This is a genomic window from Aquamicrobium segne, from assembly GCF_042656785.1.
In the GTDB taxonomy this organism is placed as follows: Bacteria; Pseudomonadota; Alphaproteobacteria; order Rhizobiales; family Rhizobiaceae; genus Mesorhizobium; species Mesorhizobium segne.
On sequence record NZ_JBHSLL010000025.1, the window covers coordinates 75,489 to 98,579 of the forward strand.

Sequence of the window (23,091 nt, forward strand, 5' to 3'; positions counted from 1 at the left end):
GGTGCAAACCCTTGCCTGCTGGTCCATCATTGTCGCACTTGGTGTCATGGGCCTCAAATTCCTCGCCTGGCAGATCACAGGCTCGGTCGCCCTTTATTCCGATGCGCTCGAATCCATCGTCAATGTCATTTCTGCCAGCGCCGCCATCTGGGCCATTCGCGTCAGCCACAAGCCAGCCGACAGCGATCATCCCTTCGGCCACCACAAGGCGGAATATTTTTCTGCCGTTCTGGAAGGGGTTTTGATCGTCGTTGCGGCTCTGCTCATCATTGCCCAGGTATGGGAAACAATACGCAGCCCCCACCCGATGGAGCAACCATGGGAAGGGCTTGCCGTGAATGGGGCTGCAACCATCATCAACCTCTTTTGGGCCACAATGCTGATCCGAGCCGGACGCAGGGCAAAATCACCTGCGCTGGAGGCCGATGGTCACCACATCATGACGGATGTGATCACCTCAGCCGGTGTCATTATCGGCCTTGTTGGTGCCGTCTTTACCGGCTGGCATCTGCTTGACCCGTTGCTGGCGCTGATCGTTGCCCTCAACATCCTCTATCAAGGCTGGAAGATGATAGGCGCATCGTTAAACGGGCTGATGGATCGCGCCGTTGACATTGAAGAGCAGATCCGCATCCGCGACATCATCTCGGCCAATTCAAAAGGTGCGCTGGAAGTTCACGATCTTAAAACTCGCATTGCCGGACGCGCCACCTTTATCGAATTCCACATGGTCGTCGATGCCGACATGCCGGTCAGTCAGGCCCATGTCATTTGCGACCGCATCGAAGAAGCCCTCAAGACCGACGATGCTTCAGTGCGCGTCACCATTCATGTCGAGCCTGACAATGAGGCAAAATTGCCCAAAGGCAGTGTCGCAGTTCCCTTTGCCTGATTAGAGCGCCGTGCGTCCTGTCGGACGCACAAAGGACGCTCTAGAAAACAAACCCTCCGGTTCAAAAAACTTGCCACGCCCTGACAGCTCTTGTAAGAGAACTCCATGAACAAGCGCCCCGCATCTGTTGTCAGCCATCCGTCCGGGATTTCCGGCCAGACCTTGCGCGCGCTTGCCTCTACCCTTCTTCTTCTGGGCCTTATCGGCGATCGCCGGGTTCGCTAGAGGAGCGCCTGGCGGTCGACAAAGCCGCCCGGCGATATGCTCCTTGGCAATCCACATCCGATTAGATTATTTATTTCGTCAGGACATCCTTGTCTGAACAGGGCTAAAAAACAGCCCGACAGGGATCGGAGAAGAAGACAATGACCACAAGACAAGCTGCCGTCCCCGGTTCAAGCCGTAAAAACATGGCCGATGCGGCCCAAAAATATCAGCCCTTTCCCGCACCTATTTTAAACGACCGCACCTGGCCCTCAAAACGCATCGAGAAAGCCCCGATCTGGTGCTCGGTGGATTTGCGCGACGGCAATCAGGCGCTGATTGACCCGATGGGACAGGACCGCAAGGCACGCATGTTCGGCCTGTTGCTCGATATGGGCTTTCCTGAAATCGAAATCGGCTTTCCGTCTGCCTCACAAACCGATTTCGACTTCTGCCGCTGGGCTATCGAGGAAGGCAATGTTCCCGACGATGTTGATTTGCAGGTTCTGGTTCAGTGCCGCCCTGAACTGATCACCCGCACATTTGAAGCACTCGAAGGTGCAAACTCGCCCATTATCCATTTCTACAATTCCACCAGTGAATTGCAGCGGCGCGTGGTCTTTGCCAAGGACGTTCCCGGCATCAAGCAGATTGCCACCGATGCGGCCAAAATGATCATGGACATGGCCGCAAAGGCTGGCGGCGGCTACCGCTTCCAGTATTCGCCTGAAAGCTTTACCGGCACGGAACTGGAAGTCGCGCTCGAAATCTGCAATGCGGTGACCGAAATCATCAATCCGACCCCGCAAAATCCGCTGATCCTCAACCTGCCCTCCACGGTTGAGATGAACACGCCCAATGTCTATGCCGACCAGATCGAATGGATGTGCCGCAATCTCGACCGCCGCGACAGCCTGATCATTTCTTTGCATCCCCATAATGACCGCGGCACCGGCATTGCCGCCACAGAACTGGCGCTGATGGCAGGTGCAGATCGCGTCGAAGGCACCTTGTTTGGCAATGGCGAGCGCACCGGCAATGTCGATGTGGTGACGCTTGCGCTGAACATGTACACGCAAGGCGTGGACCCGCAACTGGATTGCACCGACATCAACCGCATGAAGGATGTCTATGAATATTCCAACCAGCTCAAGATTGCCGAACGCCATCCTTATGTTGGCGAACTGGTCTATACAGCCTTTTCCGGCTCGCATCAGGATGCCATCAACAAGGGCATGAAAGCGCTCAAAGCCGCCAATTCGCCTGTCTGGGAAGTGCCTTATCTGCCAATTGACCCGCAGGATGTGGGCCGCTCTTACGAGGCCATCATTCGCATCAACTCACAATCGGGCAAGGGCGGCATCGCCTATATCCTGCAGACCGATTATGGCATCAACCTGCCGCGCAATCTTCAAGTGGAGTTTCGCGAGGTGATTCAGGAAATCACCGATGAGGAAGGCAAGGAACTGCCCTCAAAGCGCATCCATGACGAGTTCCAGCGCATCTATGTGGAACAGCCCGAAGGTCGTTTCAAATTTGTTGATCATTACACCTATCCCGACACCAGCATGAAGGGGCGGCGCATTCTGGAAGCCACGATCATTGACAAGGGTGTGGAGATCAAGATCGAAGGTGTGGGCACCGGCCCGATCGACGGATTTGTCGATGCCTTGTCGCGCCATACAGGGGTTTCAATGTCTGTCCTCGACTATTCGGAACATTCCCTGCAAAGCGGCTCCAATGCCTCGGCCATTTCCTATGTCGAGATGGAACATCCAAAGGGGCGTCTTTTTGGTGTGGGCATCAACACCAATATTGTGAGCGCCTCGCTTGAAGCAATCACTTCGGCCGCCAACCGGATCGTGGCTGGAAAGTGATGTCAAAACATTCTGTCGCCAGATGAAATCATCTGGCGGCAGAAAGGTCCAGAACTTCAAGATCAACTAGAGCATCGGACCAAAAAGTGGAATCGGTTTTTGGATTATTCCGATGCTCATTCAAAGTGTTAGAGCGTCCTTTGTGCGCCCGATAGGACGCACGGCGCTCTAGTGACAGGCCCGCACCTTCCAGCCCGCGCCGCGTCAGGCGAAAGCGCCAGTTGGAACCATCAGCCTCAATATCGATGAGATTATATTGGGCAGGCGGGCGTTTTGTGCCTGGCGCCTGACCGGCAGCGGCCACCCCGACCACCGGCACCATGCCGTCAACCCCGGCAATATGGTGCAGGGTTGGAAGATGCGAATGGCCATGCAGCACAAGCTCTGCCCCCTGACGCGCCATGATGCGTGCAAAGTGCCCGATACCAAACAGCCGCTTATGCTGTTTGACCGCACCGCGCACCGGCGGATGATGGATCATCACCACCCGGCATAGCCCTCTTGCTCTGGTGGCCTCCAAAAGGTCAGCAAGCCGCCTGCCCTGCGCTTCATACAAATATCCATTGGCCATGAAGGGAGCCGTGGCCCGCGCAGTCGATACACCAATCAGCGCCACCTGTCCGCGCACGCGCAAATAAGGAAAACTGTGCTGATCAACCGGCGTTTTCTGGCCGTCACCGCTCATCCACGGCCCCCAGGCATGGCAGGCTTTGACAAATGCACCGGGTACATAAGCATCATGATTGCCCGGAACCACAGACACATGCGAAGGCGATCCCAGCGCTTCCAGCCACTGGCGGGCCCGGCTGATTTCAGCATCAAGCGCCAGATTGACCAGATCGCCTGTCACCGCAATATGATCAGGCGCATGCGCTTTCATGTCATCGATGATTGTATCAATCACCGCATCCTGCATATGGCGGCGGCGGTTTTTCTGCCAGTTGATGTAACCAATCACCCGCTTGGAAGCGAGTTCACGGTAGGTGACATCGGGAAGCGGCCCCAGATGAGCGTCGGATAAATGCGCAAGCCTGAACATGGTCGCTTTCATAAGCCAGACACAAGCCGCTTGCCATACAAAGCCGGAAAAAAGCAGGCGAGGCGCGCATCATGGCACTTTTGCAAACGTCACCTTCAACCTATTGGCAAATCACAGGGAAAAACGGGCACGGTCATGGTTGGCCATATAGTTGATCTTCGGCCCAAGCGGCACCACGCCGGTTGGATTGATGGTCGAGTGGCTGCCATAATAATGGCCCTTGATATGGTTCATATCAACCGTGTCCGCCACGCCCGGCACCTGATAAAGATCGAGCAGATAATTCCACAAATTCGGGTAATCAATGATGCGCTGGCGGTTGCATTTGAAATGCCCGACATAGACCGGGTCAAACCGCACCAATGTGGTAAACAGGCGCCAATCGGCCTCGGTAATATACTGGCCGGTCAAAAACCGCTGCTTGGAAAGCCGCTCTTCCAGCCTGTCGAGCATGGCAAACACCTCATTATAGGCTTCCTCATAAGCCTCTTGTGTGGTGGCAAACCCCGCCCGATAGACGCCATTATTGACCGCCGGATAAATCTCGTCATTGAGCGCATCGATTTCACTGCGCAGCGCTTCGGGGTAAAAATCAACACTGGCATCGCCCCATTCATCAAAGGCTGAATTAAGCATACGGATGATTTCCGATGATTCATTGTTGACAATGGTCTGCTCCACCTTGTCCCACAGCACCGGCACCGTCACCCGTCCCGAATAGGACGGGTCCGCGCGCGTATAAATCTGGTGCATGAACTCAAGACCATAAAGCGTATCGCCCGTGGCCCCGTCGGTTTTTGCAAAGGTCCAGCCATTTTCGCCCATATAATGGTCAACGACGGAAACCGAAATGACATCTTCCAGCTTCTTCAAGGCCCGAAAAATCAACGTTCGATGCGCCCATGGACAGGCCAGTGAGACATAAAGATGATAGCGGCCGGCTTCGGCCTTGAAACCTCGTGTACGACCCGGCGCAGATGCGCCATCAACCGTCACGACATCGCGCCATTGTGATTGCGAGCGCTCAAACCTGCCGCCGCTCTTGCTGGTGTCATACCAGCGATCCTGCCATTTTCCGTCAACCAGCAATCCCATGTCACATCCTTTCATTGCTCCCGATATAGGATGCTCAGGCTCATTTCGCAGCCCCTGACTTGCGAAACACAGCGTCAACTGACGCCAAACCATAAAAGGATGATTGCAGAAGCTCAGGTTTGGTGCTAGCCGGGTCACCATGTTGGATATTTTTGCAGCCATCCGGTTTGACCGACGACGAAAGAGTGCTGGCGCCTAAGCGCCTGGCAAACCGCTGCCCATGGCAGCATCTTCTTCGTATCTAACCGGACTTGCAAAGACATGAGCCTTGCCGAGATCATTTATCTGCCGGAAACCCCGGCGCATGACGCTGAAATCGATTCCCTGAATGAGGACGCTTTCGGGCCGGGCCGCTTCACGCGCGCTGCCTACAAGATCCGCGAAGGGGGACCACATGAGCGCGCGCTTTCTTTCGTCGCACTCAGTCAGGGAAGAGTTGTTGCCTCGGTGCGCATGACGCCGGTCATGGCCGGTAAAGGTCGCTCCTTGATGCTGGGACCACTGGCGGTGCGCCCCGCCTATAAAAATCTCGGCATTGGCCGCAAACTGGTGGCAATGGCGCTGGAGGCAGCAGCAAAGGCTGGATGGGCATCGGTTCTTCTGGTTGGTGATTACCCTTATTATGGGCCGCTCGGCTTTGCCAAAGTGCCTTATGGTCAACTGTCCATGCCGCGCCCGGTCGATTATGACCGGTTGCTGATTCATGAAATAACTCCCGGTGCAGTCACTGGCCTGAAAGGCGAGATCGTTCACGCTGCACAGCTACGCTAAAGCCTGTCTCCCGAACTGGTTCCCTGTTCGAGAGACAGACTTTAGGATCAGGTTAAAATCATTCCCGCTTTCCATGGAGTGCGGCTTTGAAGGAACAGAAAAAGACCGTCATCCAGACAGTGGATGATGATACCCGCAGGTTGGCAAAAACCCTGCTGCGCAATGCCAGATTTGCCGCACTCGCCTTTCATGAGACAGGCAGCTTAACCCCCATGATCAGCCGGATTGGCCTTGCCACAGATCTGGACGGGTCTCCAATCACACTGATTTCAGGCCTGTCGGCACATACACAGGCCTTACAGGCAGACCCGCGCTGTGCTTTGCTTGTGGGCGAACCCGGCAAGGGCGATGTGCTGGCCTATCCGCGCCTCAGCCTCATCTGCCGGGCTCAGCAAATCAAGCGCGATGAGACCAAGCATGAACGCATTGCACGCCGCTATCTCAATCACAATCCGAAGGCAAAACTCTATGCCAGCCTGGGCGACTTTGCTTTCTTTCATATTGAAGTTGAACGCGCCAGCATGAATGGCGGCTTTGGCAAGGCCTATCAGTTGGCTGCCAATGACATAATCACCGACAATTGCGTCAACGCAGCACTTGCCGATAGCGAACAATCCGCGATCGACCATATGAATGAGGAACATCGCGACGCTATCGCCCTTTATGCCCGGCATTTCGGCAAGGCCAAGGATGGCGACTGGACCATTAGCGGTTTTGATAGCGAGGGCATGGACCTTGTTTGCAGCGACCAGAACCTGCGTGTGTTCTTCCCTGAACCGCTTGTATCAGCACAGGATTTGCGCCGCACTCTGGTTGAAATGGCAAAGGCCGGACGAATGTGACATGACGGCAATCCACATCGACGACCCGTGTGACGCGCGTATTCTTGCCTATACCAATATCCGCGAACGCGACCTTGTTGGTCGGCAGGGCCGTTTTATCGCCGAGGGCAAGGTCGTTTTGGACGTGCTGACAGCTACAGGACGCTTTGAAATTGAATCCGTACTGGTGCTGGAAAACCGGCTGGCCGGTCTGCACTCCATATTGGCGCGCTTACCACCCGAAATCCCTGTCTATACAGCCAGCAGTGCAGTGCTTGACCAGATTGCCGGCTTTCATATGCACCGGGGCATTCTGGCCATTGGCCACCGTGGCCAGATAGCCGATGCCCCCAGCCTTCTCGATAGTTTGCCCGACAAGGCGCTGATAGCTGTTCTTGTCGGCATTTCCAATCACGACAATGTCGGTTCCATTTTTCGCAATGCCGCAGCCTTCGGGGTCGATGCCATACTGCTTGATCAAACAAGCTGTGACCCGCTTTATCGCAAGGCCATCCGGGTTTCGGTGGGGGCAGCACTCAAAGTGCCTTTTGCCAGTTTCAGTGACACAAGAGTTCTGGCCGATCAACTGGATGCCAAGGGTTTTAGCCAGTTTGCGCTGTCGCCACGCGGCAAACGGGACATTCGCAACATGAACTGCAAAGGCCCGCTGGCGCTTTATCTGGGCACTGAGGGCCAAGGCCTGCCCGAAGCGATCTTGGCGCGCATACAGACAGCGCGAATTGCCATGGCTCCGGGCTTTGACAGTTTAAATGTCGCCGCAGCTTCGGCCATTGCGCTGCACCAGTTTGCCTCAAATATAAAATAAAATCAGTTAGCCGGTGTATTTAAAACGTGTCGTGATCTTTCAGATTCACGAGCTTGCTTTAAATCTTTGTTTTTACGCATGTCTTTATCCTGAAACTGGTTCCCAAGTTTCAGGAGACAGGCTTTGGAACATGCTTCTGCAAAGCCAGAACCCGCTCGGCCAGGCTCAACACACCCGGTTGCAGGCTTTTTTCTCCTGCAAGCAGTTCCGGAATAGGCGAGGCTTTTCCTTCCCGTTCAGCGGTGACATGAATCACCCGCGCCGCCAAGGCCGCCATATCTTCACGCAAACGCGCCTCATCGGCAACAGTCTCAATACGCATCACTTGCTGGGCAAACCGGCTGCTGTCGGCCTTGAGCAGAGAAATATCCTCATCATCAGCAACCATCGACAACAGATAGCGAACCCTCTCATCAAGAGAATCATTGCGCTTTTTTCCTGCCTCAAGAGCCTCACCTGCACTATCAGTCTGTGACTTTAACTCAGCAATTATCTGTTCCAACCGTGCAATCTTGACCTTTTGGAGCGCTTCCCTCTCCTGTGAGGCGGCAAGCAGCAGTTCCAGACGTCGAGCCTGCATGGCAAATTTTGCCCGCAGCCCGTCTTTCTCGGCCGTGATTTCAGAGCGGGTCAGCGGCAGGGAAGCTTCCAGACGTCTCTGCGTCAGCCGCTCAGCACGCCGCCAGATGGGCGGCGCAATCAAGAGACCGATAAAGCTTGCAGACAAAAAACCAAGCAGGATCAAAAGAGCTGACTGGAGCACAATACGCTATCCGTTTTTAAAGTATGATCCTAGAAAAGTTGCAGACTTTTCAGATAGGATCATGCGTACAAACAAGGGCTTTAAAGCGGCAAAATGATTGCCGCTACAAGCCAAAAGTCCGATCAGAACGGATTCCAGGTCGCCGCTCTTGTCAGCTTCAGATAGCCCATATTGACACCAAGCCGGGCGCCAACGCCAGTGCGGATGGGAACCAGCAGCATCTGGTTATTTTTGAGAACGTTAAAGCCTACTCCGGCAACCACATAGGCCGAACCGGCCACCCCGCCAAAGCGGGTATAAAGATTGCCGACATCATCCAGATTATAGACCAGAATCATGACGCGCGAGCCCTGCCCGCCAAAATCCCAACCCAGTGATGGACCTTGCCAGAACACTTTGTGGTCGCCCGCATTCTTGGTGTAAAGCGAGCCTTCACCATAGGTCAGCCCGCCGATCAGCGCACCGGAACCTTCCTCGCCCAGAATATAGCCATTGGGCAGACCGTAGGAGGAAAACACATTCTCAACGACACTGGCAAGCCCGCCCGAGGTGGAGCCAAAAAAGCGATGCCCGGATTCCACGATCTCCTGAGCCGTGTATTCCTGAGCGCGCGAAGCTGACACCGAAAGGGCAAGCGCAGCCGCAAGCATGATGGTCGCAGCCAAAGCCCGGATAAAGCCAGACTCAAGGATTCGAAAAAACATATGGTCACTCTCCGTAACGGAGCACTTTGCCTGGCCTCTTCACATCTGCGGTTCTGTGCCGACCGCTTATGATGCTTTTGTATAAAATTATGCTGTAATCCTTTTTCAACCATTAACCTTTCAGATGAAGATGGCAGTTCAAAGGCCGCAACCGCTATTTTTGAAGGCCAACCGCTATTCTTGAAGGCAATGGTCAGCAACACATCACGGGTTTTGAGGATCACAGGGTATTTTCATCAAAATTGCCCCGATCCTATAGAGTGATGATGCAAGCTGGCCTACGCATCACAACAGACTGATTCTTGCAGGGACCTCATCATGACCGACCTCTTCACGCTTTCCGCGCCAGATCTTGCCGCACTTTTATGCAGCCGTGTCTGTCATGACATTATCTCCCCGGTGGGAGCCATCAATAACGGGCTGGAACTGCTCGATGAGGGCGGCGCCGACGAGGACGCCATGAACCTCATTCGCCAAAGCGCACGCAATGCGTCGGCACGTCTGCAATTTGTGCGCATCGCTTTTGGCGCTGCCGGTTCAGCCGGAATGCAGATCGACACCGGCGATGCAGAAGCTGTTGCAACCGCTTTTCTTAAAAATGAAAAGCCGGAACTGTTCTGGGCAGGTGAGCGCGCCCTTTTGCCAAAAAATAAGGTCAAGCTGCTGCTCAACCTCATTTTGATTGCCAATGCAGCCATCCCGCGCGGCGGCAAGATTTCAGTGACTTTGGAAAATCTCGAAACGGAACCACGCTTCATCCTGTCATCCAGCGGCCCGATGCTGCGGGTTCCACCCAAATTTCTGGAACTGCATTCCGGCAACAAGCCTGAAGAAGCAATCGATGCCCATGCCGTGCAGCCCTATTACACACTGCTGATGGCACGCGAGGCCGGCATGACCATTTCCATTCATGCAACTTCAGACGAGATTATCCTGACGGCCGCCTGATTTTTTTATTTATTTATCCTTGCGGGCCGGGCAACGGCCCGCAAGGATAAAAACATGGCCCATAAATAAAAAAGCCCGGCAATGCCGGGCTTTTCAAAAGCAACAATCAAACCAGAGCTCAGACCGAAACTCAGGCGCTTTCGCGAAGTTCTTCCGGTTCCCGCAGCACATAACCGCGGCCCCAAACTGTCTCGATATAGCTCTGTCCGCCTGAAGACGCATCCAGCTTCTTGCGCAGCTTGCAGATAAAGACGTCAATGATCTTCAATTCCGGCTCGTCCATCCCGCCATAAAGATGGTTGAGGAACATTTCCTTGGTCAGCGTCGTGCCCTTGCGCAATGAGAGCAGTTCCAGCATCTGATATTCCTTGCCGGTCAGATGCACACGCTGTCCGCCAACTTCCACGGTCTTGGCATCCAGATTGACCACCAGATCACCCGTTGTGATGACCGACTGGGCATGACCCTTGGAGCGGCGCACAATGGCGTGAATGCGCGCAACCAGTTCATCCTTATGGAAGGGCTTGGTCATATAATCATCAGCGCCAAAGCCAAGGCCGCGAACCTTGTCCTCAATACCCGCCATGCCCGACAGGATGAGAATCGGCGTCTTCACCTTGGACAGGCGAAGCGTTCTCAAAACTTCATAACCCGACATGTCGGGAAGATTCAGGTCAAGAAGAATAATGTCATAGTCATAGAGCTTGCCCAGATCGACGCCTTCCTCACCCAGATCGGTGGTGTAGACGTTAAAGCTCTCGGACTTGAGCATCAGCTCAATGCTCTGTGCCGTTGCACTGTCATCTTCTATCAGCAGAACGCGCATCTCATTCCCCTTTGTCTGCCGCCGGACCCCTTAAAAGCCAATTCGGCGAAGCGACAGCGATTGCCTGAACCCAAAGCTGCCATCGAATGGTTAACAAATCCTAATTTTGTGCTTCGAAAGCTATCAGGATTTTTAACCTCTTTCCACACTCTCTTGAATCTAAAGGTGATTCAGACGTCACCCAAACCCTTTTTCCACATCAAGAAACCGGGTTAAGTGATTCAATAGACTCTTCAAAACGGTACAAATCACAGGTAAATTTTTACCGCCTCTTAAGTCCTGCCCCATATGATTAACAATGCCCGTAAACGAATGGTTACCGGGCGTGAAGAATCTTAGGACTTTGTTTTCCATTGGTGGGGACCTGTGGAAAACAAAAGCGGAAGGCCAAGCCAATCCGCTTTTGTAAATATGCGTTAAGGGGCAGGTGTGGAGTTGAGGGTCATGAAGTCACGTGAAAGCCTCGTTCGTCTGAAACAGTTTCAGGTCAACGAGAAACAGCGTCAGTTAGCGCAACTCGATATGATGATTGCCGAATTTGACCGGATGGCCAACGAACTGGAACTCCAGATCGAGGCCGAGGAAAAAAAGGCCGGAATTACCGACATCAATCATTTTGCCTATCCGACCTTTGCCAAGGCCGCCCGCCAGCGGCGCGATAATCTCCGGGACTCTCAGGCCGACCTGGCAAATCAGCGCGAAACGGCACAGACCATATTAAGCGAAGCCGAGGCCGAGCTTGCCAAGGCTGAATTGCTGGAACTGCGTGACGGCAAGGCCCGCGAAGCCGAAGCCAGACCAACCAGCGCCATGATCGGCTAAATTTTATTTTATTCCGTCCAAAAGGCCGCAACTGCAAAGTTGCGGCCTTTTGACTAGAGTATTTTGCAGTCAGACGGAATCGTCTGGCGTCGCACAAATACGGCTAAAACAAGAGATTAGAGCATTTCATCCGTTTCCATAAAAACAAGAAATGCTCTAGATGCAAAGCAACAACAAAATGGCCCGGCAGAAAAACTGCCGGGCCATTTTCATGATTGCAGTCAGGACATTGTTGATGTGCCCGACGGACCTACAGCATTTAATGCCTGTATTGCTGAATGCGTGTTGTGCGCAAACCAGCCAGTCCATATTCGTCAATCGAGGCTTGCCAGGATAAAAACTCCTCTGTTGTCAACGCATAGCGCTGACACGCCTCATCAAGGCTTAGCAGCCCACCGCGAACGGCTGCAACAACCTCTGCCTTGCGCCGGATAACCCAGCGCCTCGTATTACTTGGCGGCAAATCGGCAATTGTAAGCGGACTGCCGTCAGGCCCGATTACGTATTTGACTCGCGGTCTAATCAGATCGGTCATCATACTCTCTACTAAAAACACGCAAAAACCAATCAGTGCCACATTACCGCCACAGCTTTAAAAATTGCCTAAGCTGCTCCTAAGAGATAAGTAACGAACATTACCGTCGCATTAGGAAATAGGCGGACCATTTTTCAATTCTGGTTCACCTGTCCCCAAAGCCGGTTTTGGCGTCTGGCCTTTGTAAAAAAGCAACGCTCTGGCAAGCTGTCACAGCCTGTCTTATATTCGCCCGAACATGCCTTTAACCGGCGGCTCGTGAAGGCCCATTGAAGGCAATGACGACAGCAGTTTGGAAATGAACCGATGAACAGTCTGGATCTCCCCGCACGCCCGCAGGATACGCGCATTGTCGTCGCCATGTCAGGTGGCGTCGATTCTTCCGTGGTGGCAGGCCTGCTCAAACGGGAAGGCTATGATGTCATCGGCGTCACGCTACAACTTTATGACCATGGCTCGGCCACGCACCGGCCAGGCTCCTGCTGTGCCGGACAGGATATTGACGACGCCCGCCGGGTTTGTGAAACGCTTGGCATTCCCCATTATGTTCTCGATTACGAACGCCGCTTTCGTGAGGCCGTGATCAATCCGTTTGCCGAAAGCTATGTGCATGGCGAAACGCCAATCCCCTGCATTACCTGCAACCAGACGGTAAAATTTGCCGATCTTCTGGCAACCGCCAAAGAGCTTGGCGCCGACGCACTCGCGACAGGCCACTATATCCGCTCACGCGCCAATGGAGCGCACAGGGCGCTTTACCGGCCGTGCGATGCCGACCGCGACCAGAGCTATTTCCTGTTTGCCACCACGCAAGAACAACTGGACTATCTGCGTTTTCCACTCGGCGACCTGCCAAAATCAGCCGTGCGCGAAATGGCGCAGGAGATGGGGCTGTCTGTGGCCACCAAGCAGGACAGTCAGGACATCTGCTTTGTGCCACAAGGAAAATATTCCGACATCATCGCCAAATTGAAGCCGGAAGCAGCCACTCCCGGCGAGATCGTGCATATTGACGGGCGTACACTTGGCAGGCACGAAGGCATTGTCCACTACACAATCGGCCAGCGCCGGGGCATTGGCGTGGCTGCGGGTGATCCGCTTTATGTCCTGCATCTTGATGCCAGGCATGCCCGCGTCATTGTCGGTCCACGCGAAGCGCTGGAAACCCATAAAATCTATTTGCGTGATGTAAACTGGCTGGGCGACATGCCGCTCAACGACATTCCAGCCACCGGTATCGAGCTTTTTGCCAAGGTGCGCTCAACCCGCCTGCCCCGTTCAGCCATTCTGCGCCAAAATGAAGGGGTGGTCATGGTCGAACTGAATGACGGCGAAGCCGGTATTGCACCGGGTCAGGCCTGTGTTCTTTATACCAGCGATGATAATGAGGCCCGGGTGCTGGGCGGTGGCTTTATCAGCCGTTCAGAGCGCAGCACAAAAGCAGAAGCCATGCTGGCTTGCCTTCTCGCAGCGCCCGAACACATGGCGAGTTAAAAAATCCTGGAGCATTTTTTGCTTTAGCCGCATTTGTGCTTGCGCCAGATATAACCATCTGACTGCAAAAAATCTTTTGCTGCCTATACCGCTCTTGGGCCTATACCGCTCTTGGGTGACGCACGGTGCCAGCCGTCAAAATCCGAAGCACTTGAACAGCTTCCTCACCATCGGTGCGCGGGTTTTCCCGCGTCTCGATGCAATGAATAAAATGCTCCAGCTCGCGCGTCAGCGGCATGCCTTGCTCGATCGGGATATAGTCCGGTTCAACCGTGGTGAAGGTCCAGTGCCCGTTCTCTTGCTCGACGCGGTGGCGATATAAGGCAAGCTTGCGCTCCCAGGGCTCAACATCCTCAAACACCGCCATGGCCTTGCTGCCCACTACTGTCAGCCGCCGTTCCCGATACGGGTTGAGGCGCGAGGCAAACAAATGGCTGCGCAAATTGCCAGGAAAGCGCATGTGGAGATGCACAAAATCACTCAAATGATCGAGCGTTGCCGCCCCTTCGCCATGCACATCAAGGGGAGGAGCCCCCGTTAGCGCAAGGATCATGGAAAGATCATGCGGCGCAATATCCCAAAGAGCATCATTTTCCGCATGAAATTTGCCAAGGCCAAGCCGATGCGAATGAATATAGCGGATATCACCCAATTCACCATCATCGACAAGGGCTTTCAATGCCTCGAAAGCCGGATGAAAGCGCAGCACATGGCCGACCATATAAATGCGCGAATGCTTTTTTGCAGCACTTACAGCACGCTCAGCATCCTCAACGGTCAGCGCCACCGGCTTTTCTACCAGCACATCTTTGCCTGCCTCAACAGCCCGGATTGCGGTTTGTGCATGAAATTGCGGCGGCAGCGCCATGACGATGGCATCGACCTTGGCGCACTCAAAAAGCGCATCCATCGTCAGTGCCCGGCATTCCTGTTCACGGGCAAAAGCTTCAGCACGGGCATGATCGACATCGGAGACCGCATAAAGGGCTCCAAGTGCCTTGAGGGTTCGGATATGGTTACTGCCCCAATACCCGCAGCCAAGAACGGCAATACGCGGTTTCATCACTGATAAACTCAAAAAAATCGTAGCTGGTACATAATGGCGGGCTTATCCGAACTCAACCCGGCCTGAAAAGACGTATTCTTCATACATCCGAAAAATAGGTGACTTTTCCCGGCAAACAAGTCACTTGCCCGCTTGACAGGTCAGCCATGGCCCCCTTATATCCGCCCGACCTCGCAAGGCTCGCCAGCGTTCTGGCGGCAAATCTTGCAACTCTTGGCGGAGTAGCTCAGTTGGTTAGAGCGGAGGAATCATAATCCTTAGGTCGGGGGTTCAAGTCCCTCCTCCGCTACCATCAAGACCCCCAACTTTTTTCGGCGGGTCTTTTGTTGGGGTTCTTGACCACTACGGACCTCCGCTACCAAAAGCCTCTTTTTTTATATCCCTGTGCATTCCAGATGCCCGCGAGGGGATTTTTGGCTGATACCTGTTGCTAGAGTATTTCTTATTTTCGCGAAAAACGGATGAAATGCTCTACGCTCTTGTTTTAGCCGCATTTTGAGGTCTGCCGAACCAGTTTTCAGCAACCATGCCATTACATCATAATTACAAGACCCAGGGCAAAATAAGCGCCAGCGCCAGCAGGCCCAGAATTGTAGCTACGATAATTTCTCCGGCATAGGTCATTCAGCATCCTCCTCAGGGCCGACAATTTGCCGCGGGATGCGCTGTACGTCAATCCTTATTGCGACGTCCTGCCGCAGATCAGCACAAATCTTTGAAATAATTTATTTTATTTTTGATTTCTCACAGACAAGCCGACTCAGCCCTGTTCAAAATCAGTCCCGTTATGCTCTCCCAGCTTGGGAGATCTGTGCGAGACTGAAAGCTCCGCCTCGGAAAATCTGATGGGTGAGCGCACGCCCTTTACGCCATCATTTTCCACCACCATGGCGCGCTGAACGATCTGGGGATCAGAAAATACATCTTCAAGCGTGTTGATTGGCCCGGCCGGAACGCCCGCCTGCTCCAAAGCAGCCAGCAAATCATCGCGAGCCATGGTTTTGGTCTGCGCTTCCAGAATTTCGGTCAGCGCCGCACGGTTACGAACGCGCTGCTCATTGGTGACAAAGCGCTCCTCGGCGGCAATGTCGCCAATCCCGAGCACAGAAGTCAGCTTTGCAAACTGGCCATCATTACCGCAGGCAATGATCAAATAACCATCTGAAACCGGAAACACCTGATAGGGCGCGATATTGGGATGCGCATTGCCAAGGCGTTTGGGCGAGACGCCCGAAGCCAGATAATTCATCGCCTGATTGGCCAGAACGCTCACTGTGCTGTCAAACAACGCCATATCAATATGCTGGCCGCGCCCCGTCACCTCACGCATCCTCAAGGCCGACTGAATGGCAATCACCCCGTAAAGCCCGGTGAAAATATCTGCAAAAGCCACCCCCACCTTCTGCGGCTGGCCTTGCGGCTCACCGGTCAGATGCATGAGGCCCGCCATGCCCTGGATGATAAAATCATATCCGGCGCGATGTGCATAAGGGCCATCCTGCCCGAAGCCGGTGATCGAGCAATAGATCAGACGCGGATTGGCTTGGGCAAGCGCCTCATAATTCAGCCCGAATTTTTCCAGTCCACCGACCTTGAAATTTTCAATAACAACATCGGCCTGTGCAATCAGCGCTTTCACCCGCGCAAGATCATCGGGGGAGCGAAAATCAGCGGTAACGCTTTTCTTGCCGCGGTTGCAGGCATGAAAATAGGCAGCAGAGATTTCTTCACCAAGCTCGATAAAGGGCGGACCCCAGCGGCGTGTATCGTCACCTTCAGGGGCCTCAACCTTGATAACCGTCGCGCCAAGGTCCGCCAGCGTCTGGCCAGCCCAGGGACCAGCCAGAATACGCGCCAGTTCGACAACGCGCAGACCTTCAAGCGGATGTTTCATCCTTTTATCCTTTTAGAGCATGATCTTGGTAAAGTTGCAGACTTTTCAGATAAGATCATGCATAAAAACAAAGACTTAAAGCGGTCAGTGTAAGTCTGAAAGATCACAACACGCTTTAGAAGAACGCCTGAAGGCCGGTTTGCGCCCGTCCCAAAATCAGAGCGTGCACATCATGCGTGCCTTCATAAGTGTTGACCGTTTCAAGATTCTGCGCATGACGCATCACAGCAAACTCGATCTGGATGCCATTGCCGCCATGCATGTCACGCGCCTGACGGGCAATATCCAGCGCCTTGCCGCAATTGTTGCGCTTGATGAGGGAAATCATTTCCGGGGCCATGCGGTCCTCGTCCAGCAACCGCCCCACACGCAGACACGCCTGCAGGCCAAGCGTAATCTCGGTCTGCATATCGGCCAGCTTCTTCTGATAAAGCTGGGTTGCAGCCAGCGGCCGGTTGAACTGGTGGCGATCAAGCCCATATTGGCGCGCCCGCGTCCAGCACTCTTCAGCAGCCCCTAAAACACCCCAGCCAATTCCATAACGAGCCCGGTTGAGACAGCCGAACGGCCCCCGCAGCCCAGAAACACCGGCCAGCAACGCATCCTCACCAACCTCCACATCCTCCATCACGATTTCACCGGTGATCGAGGCGCGCAGCGACAATTTTCCACCAATTTTCGGTGCAGACAGGCCTTTTGTGCCCTTTTCCAACACAAAGCCGCGAATGACATCCTTGCCATCCTCGCCCTTCACCTTGGCCCAGACCACAAAGACATCGGCAATCGGCGCGTTGGAAATCCACATTTTCGTGCCATTAAGCCGCCAGCCGCCATCGATCTTTTCGGCGCGGGTCTTCATGCCAGCCGGATCAGAACCGGCATCCGGCTCGGTCAGGCCAAAACAGCCGATCCATTCGCCCGAAACGAGCCTCGGCAAATATTTCTGGCGCTGTTCTTGCGAGCCATAAGCATAGATCGGATAGATCACCAGCGACGATTGCACACTCATCATCGAACGAAAGCCGGAATCGACGCGCTCAACCTCACGCGCCACCAACCCGTAGGAAACATAATTGGCATTGGCCGCGCCATAGTCTTCCGGCAGCGTGACACCAAGCAGGCCCGCCGCCCCCATTTTGGCAAACAGGCCCGGATCGGTTTCTTCTGCCATATAGGCATGCTCGACAATCGGCCGCAGTTCCTCATCGGCAAAGGCTTTGGCAGCATCACGGATCATCCGCTCTTCTTCGCTTAGCTGATCGTCGAAAAGGAATGGATCGCTCCATACGAAGGATGTCTTGCTCATGAATGGCTCCCGGCATGCCGCATGTTTGATTTTGGTACGCGATTTTGGACTTTGACCTGCGCCCGCACAAGTCATATTTACTCAATCCACTTTGAGATTTTCTCAAACCGGGAGCAAGAAGCTGCAACGCCGTCTCATTCCTTCAACTGCCTCTCTCACGGCCTTTGATGCCGTTTCCAGGCTTGGCAGTTTTTCAGCCGCAGCCCAGGCGCTCGACCTGACCCCCGGCGCCATCAGCCGCCAGATCGCCGCGCTGGAAGAGCAACTTGGCGCAACCCTGCTGTTGCGCAACAACAAGGGCGTGGTCCTGACCGAGCGCGGACAGCGCTATGCCAAAGGCATTTCCGATATTATCACACGCTTGCGTATCTTGTCGCTGGAAGCCATGGCGCAAGATACCCCAAATGTGCTGCGGCTGGCTTTCCCGCCGACCTTCGGCACACGCTGGCTGCTGCCGCGCATTCCCGATTATGTGAAAAAACACCCGCAAACAACGCTCAGTTTTTCAACCCGGATCGGACAGATCGATTTCGAGCGCGAAGAGCTTGATGCCGCCATCCATGTCGGCACCGCAGACTGGCCCGGCTGCAACCATCAGCTTTTATTAAAAGAAATGGTCGTGCCGGTATGCAGCCCTGATTTTCTATTGCAAAATCCGATAAAATCCCCTGCTGCATTGTTGAAACTGCCGCTTCTGGAAATGGCTTCACGCCCGCAAGGCTGGAAATTCTGGTTTTCACATTTTGGCATAGCAGAGCCGCATCGCGAAGGGATGCGCTTTGAGCAATTCTTGAATGTCTCGCAAGCCTGCCGTGCCGGTCTTGGTGTCGCATTGATGCCGCTGTTTTTAATTGAAGGCGAACTGGCAAGCGGGCAACTGGTCAAGGCGCTCAAACCGCCCATCGAAAGCGAAAGCGCCTATTATTTCATCACCCCGCACGAAAAAACTGCCAATGCCGGCGTGGTCAGTTTTCGCAACTGGCTCACACAGGAAATCAGGCTTTTCCAGACGACAGAAACATAAATTTCTGCCATCTGCCCGCTCGCCTTACATATTACGGCGCTTGCCTTCCATCAGATCAAGTACGGCGTGTGCAGCATCCAGCACATTGGTGCCGGGGCCAAAAACGGCCGCCACGCCATGGTCAAGCAGGAATTGATAATCCTGACGCGGCACCACGCCACCGACGACGACAATGATGTTTTCAGCACCTTTTGCCTTCAACGCCTCGACCAGTTGCGGCGCCAGCGTCTTATGGCCCGCCGCCAGCGACGACATGCCCACCACCTGCACGTTTTCCTGTATGGCAAGTTGCGCCGCCTCATCCGGCGTCTGAAACAGCGGCCCGGCAATCACCTCAAAACCCAGATCACCAAAGGCCGAAGCAATAATCTTTGCACCACGGTCATGGCCATCTTGCCCAAGCTTTGCCACCATGATGCGCGGTGAGCCCCCAAGCACCCCCGCCAATTGCTCCAGCCGCTCAACAAGATTTTCATATTCCGGCTCGCCCGCATAGGCTGCCCCATAAACCTTGCGCACCACTTGCGACACAGAAGAATGGTCGCCAAAAACCTTGCGCATAGCATCTGAAATTTCGCCAAGCGTGGCGCGCGCTCGTGCTGCTTCAATGGCTGCCGCCAGGAGATTGCCCTTGCCTGAATGTGCCACCTTCCGCAATTGCTCCAGTGTTTCTTCAACCTTTTCAGGGTCACGCTGGCGGCGGATCTGTGCAATGCGGGCAATCTGGCCTTCACGCACCATGGCATTATCAATATCAAGAATATCAATCTCATCTTCGGTTTCGAGACGATATTTGTTAACGCCGACAATCACCTCATCACCGCGATCAATCGCCGCCTGTTTGCGGGTTGCCGCCTCCTCGATCAGCCGCTTGGGCAACCCTTCATTGACGGCTTTGGTCATGCCACCCATGGCCTCGATTTCCTCAATCAACGCCCAGGCTTTTTCAGCCAGTTCCAAAGTCAGGCTTTCGACATAATAAGAACCGGCCAGCGGATCGACGACCTTGGTGACACCCGTTTCATGCTGAAGGATCAATTGGGTGTTGCGGGCAATGCGGGCCGAAAACTCGGTAGGCAATGCGATGGCCTCATCAAAGGAATTGGTATGCAGCGATTGCGTACCGCCAAGGGCTGCGGCCATGGCCTCATAGGCGGTGCGCACAATATTATTGTAAGGGTCCTGCTCCTGAAGCGACACACCCGATGTCTGGCAATGGGTGCGCAGCATCAAGGAACCCGGTTTTTTGGGCTCGAATTCTTCCATGATGCGCGTCCACAACAGGCGCGCGGCGCGCAACTTGGCGGCCTCCATGAAGAAATTCATGCCAATGGCGAAGAAGAACGAAAGCCGTCCGGCAAAATCATCAACATCAAGGCCTTTCTTGAGGGCCGCGCGTACATATTCGCGTCCATTAGCCAGCGTGAAGGCCAGTTCCTGAACCAGGGTCGCGCCTGCCTCCTGCATGTGATAGCCGGAAATGGAGATGGAGTTGAATTTCGGCATTTCACGCGCTGTATAGTCGATAATATCGGCAACAATGCGCATGGAAGGTTCAGGCGGATAAATATAGGTATTGCGGACCATGAACTCTTTTAAAATGTCGTTTTGAATGGTGCCCGACAATTGCGCTCTTGCCACGCCCTGCTCTTCGCCAGCCACGATGAAACTGGCAAGCACCGGAATGACCGCGCCATTCATGGTCATCGACACTGAAATTTTTTCAAGCGGAATGCCGTCAAACAGGATTTTCATATCCTCAACGGAATCAATGGCCACACCGGCCTTGCCGACATCTCCGACAACGCGCGGATGATCGCTGTCATAGCCGCGATGGGTGGCAAGATCGAAGGCCACCGACACACCTTGCTGACCGGCCGCCAGCGCCTTGCGGTAAAAAGCATTGCTTTCTTGTGCTGTTGAAAACCCGGCATATTGGCGAATGGTCCATGGCCGCCCGGCATACATGGTGGCGCGCGGTCCGCGCATGAAAGGCGCAAATCCCGGCAGGCTGTCCAGATGCTGTGCACCGTCAAGATCAGCAGACGTATAAAGCGGCTTGATTGCAATGCCTTCAGGCGTTTCCCACACCAGACTGTCGGGGTCGCGTCTGGCCTCTTTTTCAGCCAGAGCGCGCCAGTCGGCAAGATCAGGACCGGTCTTTCGAGTCCCCATCATTCAAACTCCATGATGAGTTCATCAACGGCAAGGCTTACCCCCGGCTCAACAGCAATATGCAAAACCCTGGCTGCCCTTTCGGCGCGCAGCACATTTTCCATTTTCATCGCCTCGACAGTGGCAAGCACTTGTCCTTCTTCGACCGCATCACCTTCAGCAACAGAAATGGCGGTCACGATACCCGGCATTGGGCATAGCAGCATTTTTGACGTATCCGGCGGCAGTTTTTCCGGCATCAGCCGCGCCAATTCGGCAATGCGCGGGCTGCGTATAAAGGCTTTTACATCAATTCCATACCAGCGCAGACGTAATGATGAGCCATTGAGTTCAGTCTTGACACCCATAAGCTGACCATCAATCCAGAAAGCCGCATGGGTGGCGCCCGGCAGCCAGTCACTTTTAACGGTCAGGCTTTGCCCATCTTCAAAGGCGACATGTTCAGCCTCCTCAGCCTGTACAAGCACAAGCGCAAATTCCCGCTTGTCAATCAAGACAACCCATTTATCACCGATCAAGCGCGCATGATTGGTCAGCGCGCCCGAAATCTGCGCTGCCCGGCGCGTAAGTCTCACATGAATGAAGGCGGCAATGGCGGCCAGAGACCGCAATTGATCCTCACTTGCCACCACGCCCAAAAAGCCATCTGGAAATTCCTCGGCAATATAGGCGGTGGTTAGCTGGCCTTCACGAAAGCGCGGCTGCGCCATCACTGCTGACAGGAAGGGCAGATTATGGCCAATGCCTTCCAGCTCAAAATCATCAAGGGCGCGTCCCATAGCTTCAATTGCCTGAGCACGATCAGGCGCCCATGTGCATAATTTGGCAATCATGGGGTCATAATGCATGGAGATTTCACCACCCTCAAACACGCCGGTATCGTTACGGATAATGCTGCCATCGGGTGTTTTGCCTTCCACCGGCGGGCGATAGCGGGTCAGACGGCCAATAGAGGGTAAAAAATTGCGATACGGGTCTTCAGCATAAAGACGGCTTTCAATGGCCCAGCCATTCAGCTTCACATCGCCTTGCCCCATGCGCAGTTTTTCACCTGCCGCCACACGGATCATTTCCTCCACCAGATCAATGCCGGTAATCAGCTCCGTTACCGGATGCTCGACCTGAAGGCGGGTATTCATTTCAAGGAAATAGAATTTCTTGTCCTGACCGACGATGAATTCAACCGTCCCGGCCGAATAATAACCAACCGCACGCGCCAGCGCGACGGCCTGCTCACCCATGGCCTTGCGTGTTTTTTCATCAAGAAATGGTGAGGGGGCTTCCTCGATCACCTTTTGATTGCGGCGCTGGATCGAACATTCGCGCTCGCCCAGATAAAGAATATTGCCATGCTGGTCGCCCAGCAATTGAATCTCGATATGGCGCGGCCGGGTAATAAATTTTTCAATAAAAATACGGTCATCCCCGAAAGAGGATTTCGCCTCATTTTGGGAGGCGCAAAACCCCTCACGCGCTTCCCCGTCATTTTTGGCAATGCGCATCCCCTTGCCACCACCACCGGCTGAAGCCTTGATCATCACCGGATAGCCGATGGATGCGGCAATGCGCACAGCTTCATCTGCATCCGCAATCAGCCCCATATGGCCCGGAACCGTGCTGACACCGGCTTCCCCCGCCAGTTTCTTGGAGGCAATCTTGTCACCCATGGCGTAAATGGCATGGGCAGGCGGGCCAATGAAGGCCACGCCTTCTTTTTCCAGCGCTTCGGCAAAGGCGGCATTTTCCGACAAGAACCCATAGCCGGGATGAACGGCGTCAGCCCCGGTCTGGCGGATGGCCTCAAGGATCTTGTCAATGACAAGATAAGACTGGTTTGAGGGAGCCGGACCGATAGGCACCGCCTCATCAGCTTCGCTCACATGCAGCGCGCCACGATCGGCATCGGAATAGACCGCAACCGTTGCAATACCGAGCTTTTTTGCCGAGTAAATGATCCGGCAGGCGATTTCGCCGCGATTGGCGACAAGGATTTTTTTAAACATCACTGG

The 23,091-nt window shown here is 54.2% G+C and carries 20 protein-coding genes and 1 tRNA gene; 10 read left to right on the forward strand and 11 right to left on the reverse strand.

Annotated elements, in window-relative coordinates; translation table 11 throughout:
* The first annotated feature begins 1 nt into the window (after position 1).
* Positions 2 to 892 carry a cation diffusion facilitator family transporter gene (locus ACFPLB_RS09055; protein WP_378229212.1) on the forward strand — a complete coding sequence of 297 codons (891 nt, stop codon included), beginning with the start codon at positions 2 to 4 and terminating at the stop codon, positions 890 to 892.
* A 365-nt stretch (positions 893 to 1,257) separates the two neighbouring features.
* Positions 1,258 to 2,973: a 2-isopropylmalate synthase gene (leuA, locus tag ACFPLB_RS09060; RefSeq protein ID WP_378229029.1), complete on the forward strand. Its 1,716-nt coding sequence runs from the start codon at positions 1,258 to 1,260 to the stop codon at positions 2,971 to 2,973.
* 28 nt (positions 2,974 to 3,001) lie between these two features.
* On the opposite strand, the gene ACFPLB_RS09065 is transcribed toward leuA, so the two are convergent.
* Positions 3,002 to 4,012 (reverse strand): metallophosphoesterase family protein, encoded by a 1,011-nt coding sequence (locus tag ACFPLB_RS09065; protein WP_378229030.1) that lies wholly within the window; start codon positions 4,010 to 4,012, stop codon positions 3,002 to 3,004.
* A 111-nt stretch (positions 4,013 to 4,123) separates the two neighbouring features.
* The gene (locus tag ACFPLB_RS09070; protein ID WP_378229031.1) at positions 4,124 to 5,107 is read right to left on the reverse strand and encodes a glutathione S-transferase family protein; all 984 of its coding nucleotides are present in this window, start codon (positions 5,105 to 5,107) and stop codon (positions 4,124 to 4,126) included.
* Between the two features lie 261 nt (positions 5,108 to 5,368).
* Between ACFPLB_RS09070 and ACFPLB_RS09075 the strand changes: the two genes are divergently transcribed.
* From ACFPLB_RS09075 to ACFPLB_RS09085, 3 genes are all read left to right on the forward strand, one after another.
* Positions 5,369 to 5,878: a GNAT family N-acetyltransferase gene (locus ACFPLB_RS09075; protein ID WP_378229032.1), complete on the forward strand. Its 510-nt coding sequence runs from the start codon at positions 5,369 to 5,371 to the stop codon at positions 5,876 to 5,878.
* A gap of 86 nt (positions 5,879 to 5,964) precedes the next feature.
* Complete coding sequence (locus ACFPLB_RS09080; protein WP_378229033.1) at positions 5,965 to 6,720, forward strand: HugZ family pyridoxamine 5'-phosphate oxidase; 756 nt, start codon at positions 5,965 to 5,967, stop codon at positions 6,718 to 6,720.
* 1 nt (position 6,721) lies between these two features.
* On the forward strand, positions 6,722 to 7,525 hold the full coding sequence (locus ACFPLB_RS09085) for a TrmH family RNA methyltransferase (RefSeq protein WP_378229034.1): 804 nt from the start codon (positions 6,722 to 6,724) through the stop codon (positions 7,523 to 7,525).
* A 109-nt stretch (positions 7,526 to 7,634) separates the two neighbouring features.
* Here ACFPLB_RS09085 and ACFPLB_RS09090 read toward each other — a convergent pair whose 3' ends face one another.
* Complete coding sequence (locus tag ACFPLB_RS09090; RefSeq protein ID WP_378229035.1) at positions 7,635 to 8,288, reverse strand: hypothetical protein; 654 nt, start codon at positions 8,286 to 8,288, stop codon at positions 7,635 to 7,637.
* A 122-nt stretch (positions 8,289 to 8,410) separates the two neighbouring features.
* Positions 8,411 to 8,938, reverse strand: coding sequence for a DUF1134 domain-containing protein (locus tag ACFPLB_RS09095; protein WP_378229213.1), 528 nt, complete (start codon positions 8,936 to 8,938; stop codon positions 8,411 to 8,413).
* 372 nt (positions 8,939 to 9,310) lie between these two features.
* Here ACFPLB_RS09095 and chpT point away from each other — a divergent pair, with 372 nt between their 5' ends.
* On the forward strand, positions 9,311 to 9,940 hold the full coding sequence (gene chpT / locus ACFPLB_RS09100) for a histidine phosphotransferase ChpT (protein WP_378229036.1): 630 nt from the start codon (positions 9,311 to 9,313) through the stop codon (positions 9,938 to 9,940).
* A 130-nt stretch (positions 9,941 to 10,070) separates the two neighbouring features.
* Here the strand turns inward: chpT and ctrA are convergent, their stop codons facing one another.
* Positions 10,071 to 10,766, reverse strand: coding sequence for a response regulator transcription factor CtrA (gene ctrA, locus ACFPLB_RS09105; RefSeq protein WP_378229037.1), 696 nt, complete (start codon positions 10,764 to 10,766; stop codon positions 10,071 to 10,073).
* 444 nt (positions 10,767 to 11,210) lie between these two features.
* Here ctrA and ACFPLB_RS09110 point away from each other — a divergent pair, with 444 nt between their 5' ends.
* Positions 11,211 to 11,588: a flagellar export protein FliJ gene (locus tag ACFPLB_RS09110; RefSeq protein WP_378229038.1), complete on the forward strand. Its 378-nt coding sequence runs from the start codon at positions 11,211 to 11,213 to the stop codon at positions 11,586 to 11,588.
* A 259-nt stretch (positions 11,589 to 11,847) separates the two neighbouring features.
* On the opposite strand, the gene sciP is transcribed toward ACFPLB_RS09110, so the two are convergent.
* Positions 11,848 to 12,123 (reverse strand): CtrA inhibitor SciP, encoded by a 276-nt coding sequence (gene sciP / locus ACFPLB_RS09115; protein ID WP_378229039.1) that lies wholly within the window; start codon positions 12,121 to 12,123, stop codon positions 11,848 to 11,850.
* Positions 12,124 to 12,429: 306 nt separating this feature from the next.
* On the opposite strand from sciP, the gene mnmA reads away from it, so the two are divergent.
* The gene (gene mnmA, locus ACFPLB_RS09120; protein WP_378229040.1) at positions 12,430 to 13,617 is read left to right on the forward strand and encodes a tRNA 2-thiouridine(34) synthase MnmA; all 1,188 of its coding nucleotides are present in this window, start codon (positions 12,430 to 12,432) and stop codon (positions 13,615 to 13,617) included.
* Positions 13,618 to 13,717: 100 nt separating this feature from the next.
* Here the strand turns inward: mnmA and ACFPLB_RS09125 are convergent, their stop codons facing one another.
* On the reverse strand, positions 13,718 to 14,680 hold the full coding sequence (locus ACFPLB_RS09125) for a Gfo/Idh/MocA family protein (RefSeq protein ID WP_378229041.1): 963 nt from the start codon (positions 14,678 to 14,680) through the stop codon (positions 13,718 to 13,720).
* Between the two features lie 218 nt (positions 14,681 to 14,898).
* Here ACFPLB_RS09125 and ACFPLB_RS09130 point away from each other — a divergent pair.
* Positions 14,899 to 14,975, forward strand: a tRNA-Met gene (locus tag ACFPLB_RS09130).
* Positions 14,976 to 15,443: 468 nt separating this feature from the next.
* Here ACFPLB_RS09130 and ACFPLB_RS09135 read toward each other — a convergent pair.
* Positions 15,444 to 16,577, reverse strand: a complete 1,134-nt coding sequence (locus ACFPLB_RS09135) for a CaiB/BaiF CoA transferase family protein (protein ID WP_378229042.1) — start codon at positions 16,575 to 16,577, stop codon at positions 15,444 to 15,446.
* A 115-nt stretch (positions 16,578 to 16,692) separates the two neighbouring features.
* Complete coding sequence (locus ACFPLB_RS09140; RefSeq protein WP_378229043.1) at positions 16,693 to 17,883, reverse strand: acyl-CoA dehydrogenase; 1,191 nt, start codon at positions 17,881 to 17,883, stop codon at positions 16,693 to 16,695.
* A 91-nt stretch (positions 17,884 to 17,974) separates the two neighbouring features.
* On the opposite strand from ACFPLB_RS09140, the gene ACFPLB_RS09145 reads away from it, so the two are divergent.
* Positions 17,975 to 18,907, forward strand: a complete 933-nt coding sequence (locus tag ACFPLB_RS09145) for a LysR substrate-binding domain-containing protein (protein ID WP_378229044.1) — start codon at positions 17,975 to 17,977, stop codon at positions 18,905 to 18,907.
* A 24-nt stretch (positions 18,908 to 18,931) separates the two neighbouring features.
* Here ACFPLB_RS09145 and scpA read toward each other — a convergent pair whose 3' ends face one another.
* Together scpA and ACFPLB_RS09155 are read right to left on the reverse strand one after the other, a co-directional pair.
* Positions 18,932 to 21,082, reverse strand: coding sequence for a methylmalonyl-CoA mutase (gene scpA / locus ACFPLB_RS09150; protein WP_378229214.1), 2,151 nt, complete (start codon positions 21,080 to 21,082; stop codon positions 18,932 to 18,934).
* Entirely contained in the window at positions 21,082 to 23,085 is a 2,004-nt protein-coding gene (locus ACFPLB_RS09155; protein WP_378229045.1) for an acetyl-CoA carboxylase biotin carboxylase subunit, read from the reverse strand. Before ACFPLB_RS09155 ends, scpA begins: the two co-directional genes overlap by 1 nt.
* Between the last annotated feature and the right edge of the window lie 6 nt (positions 23,086 to 23,091).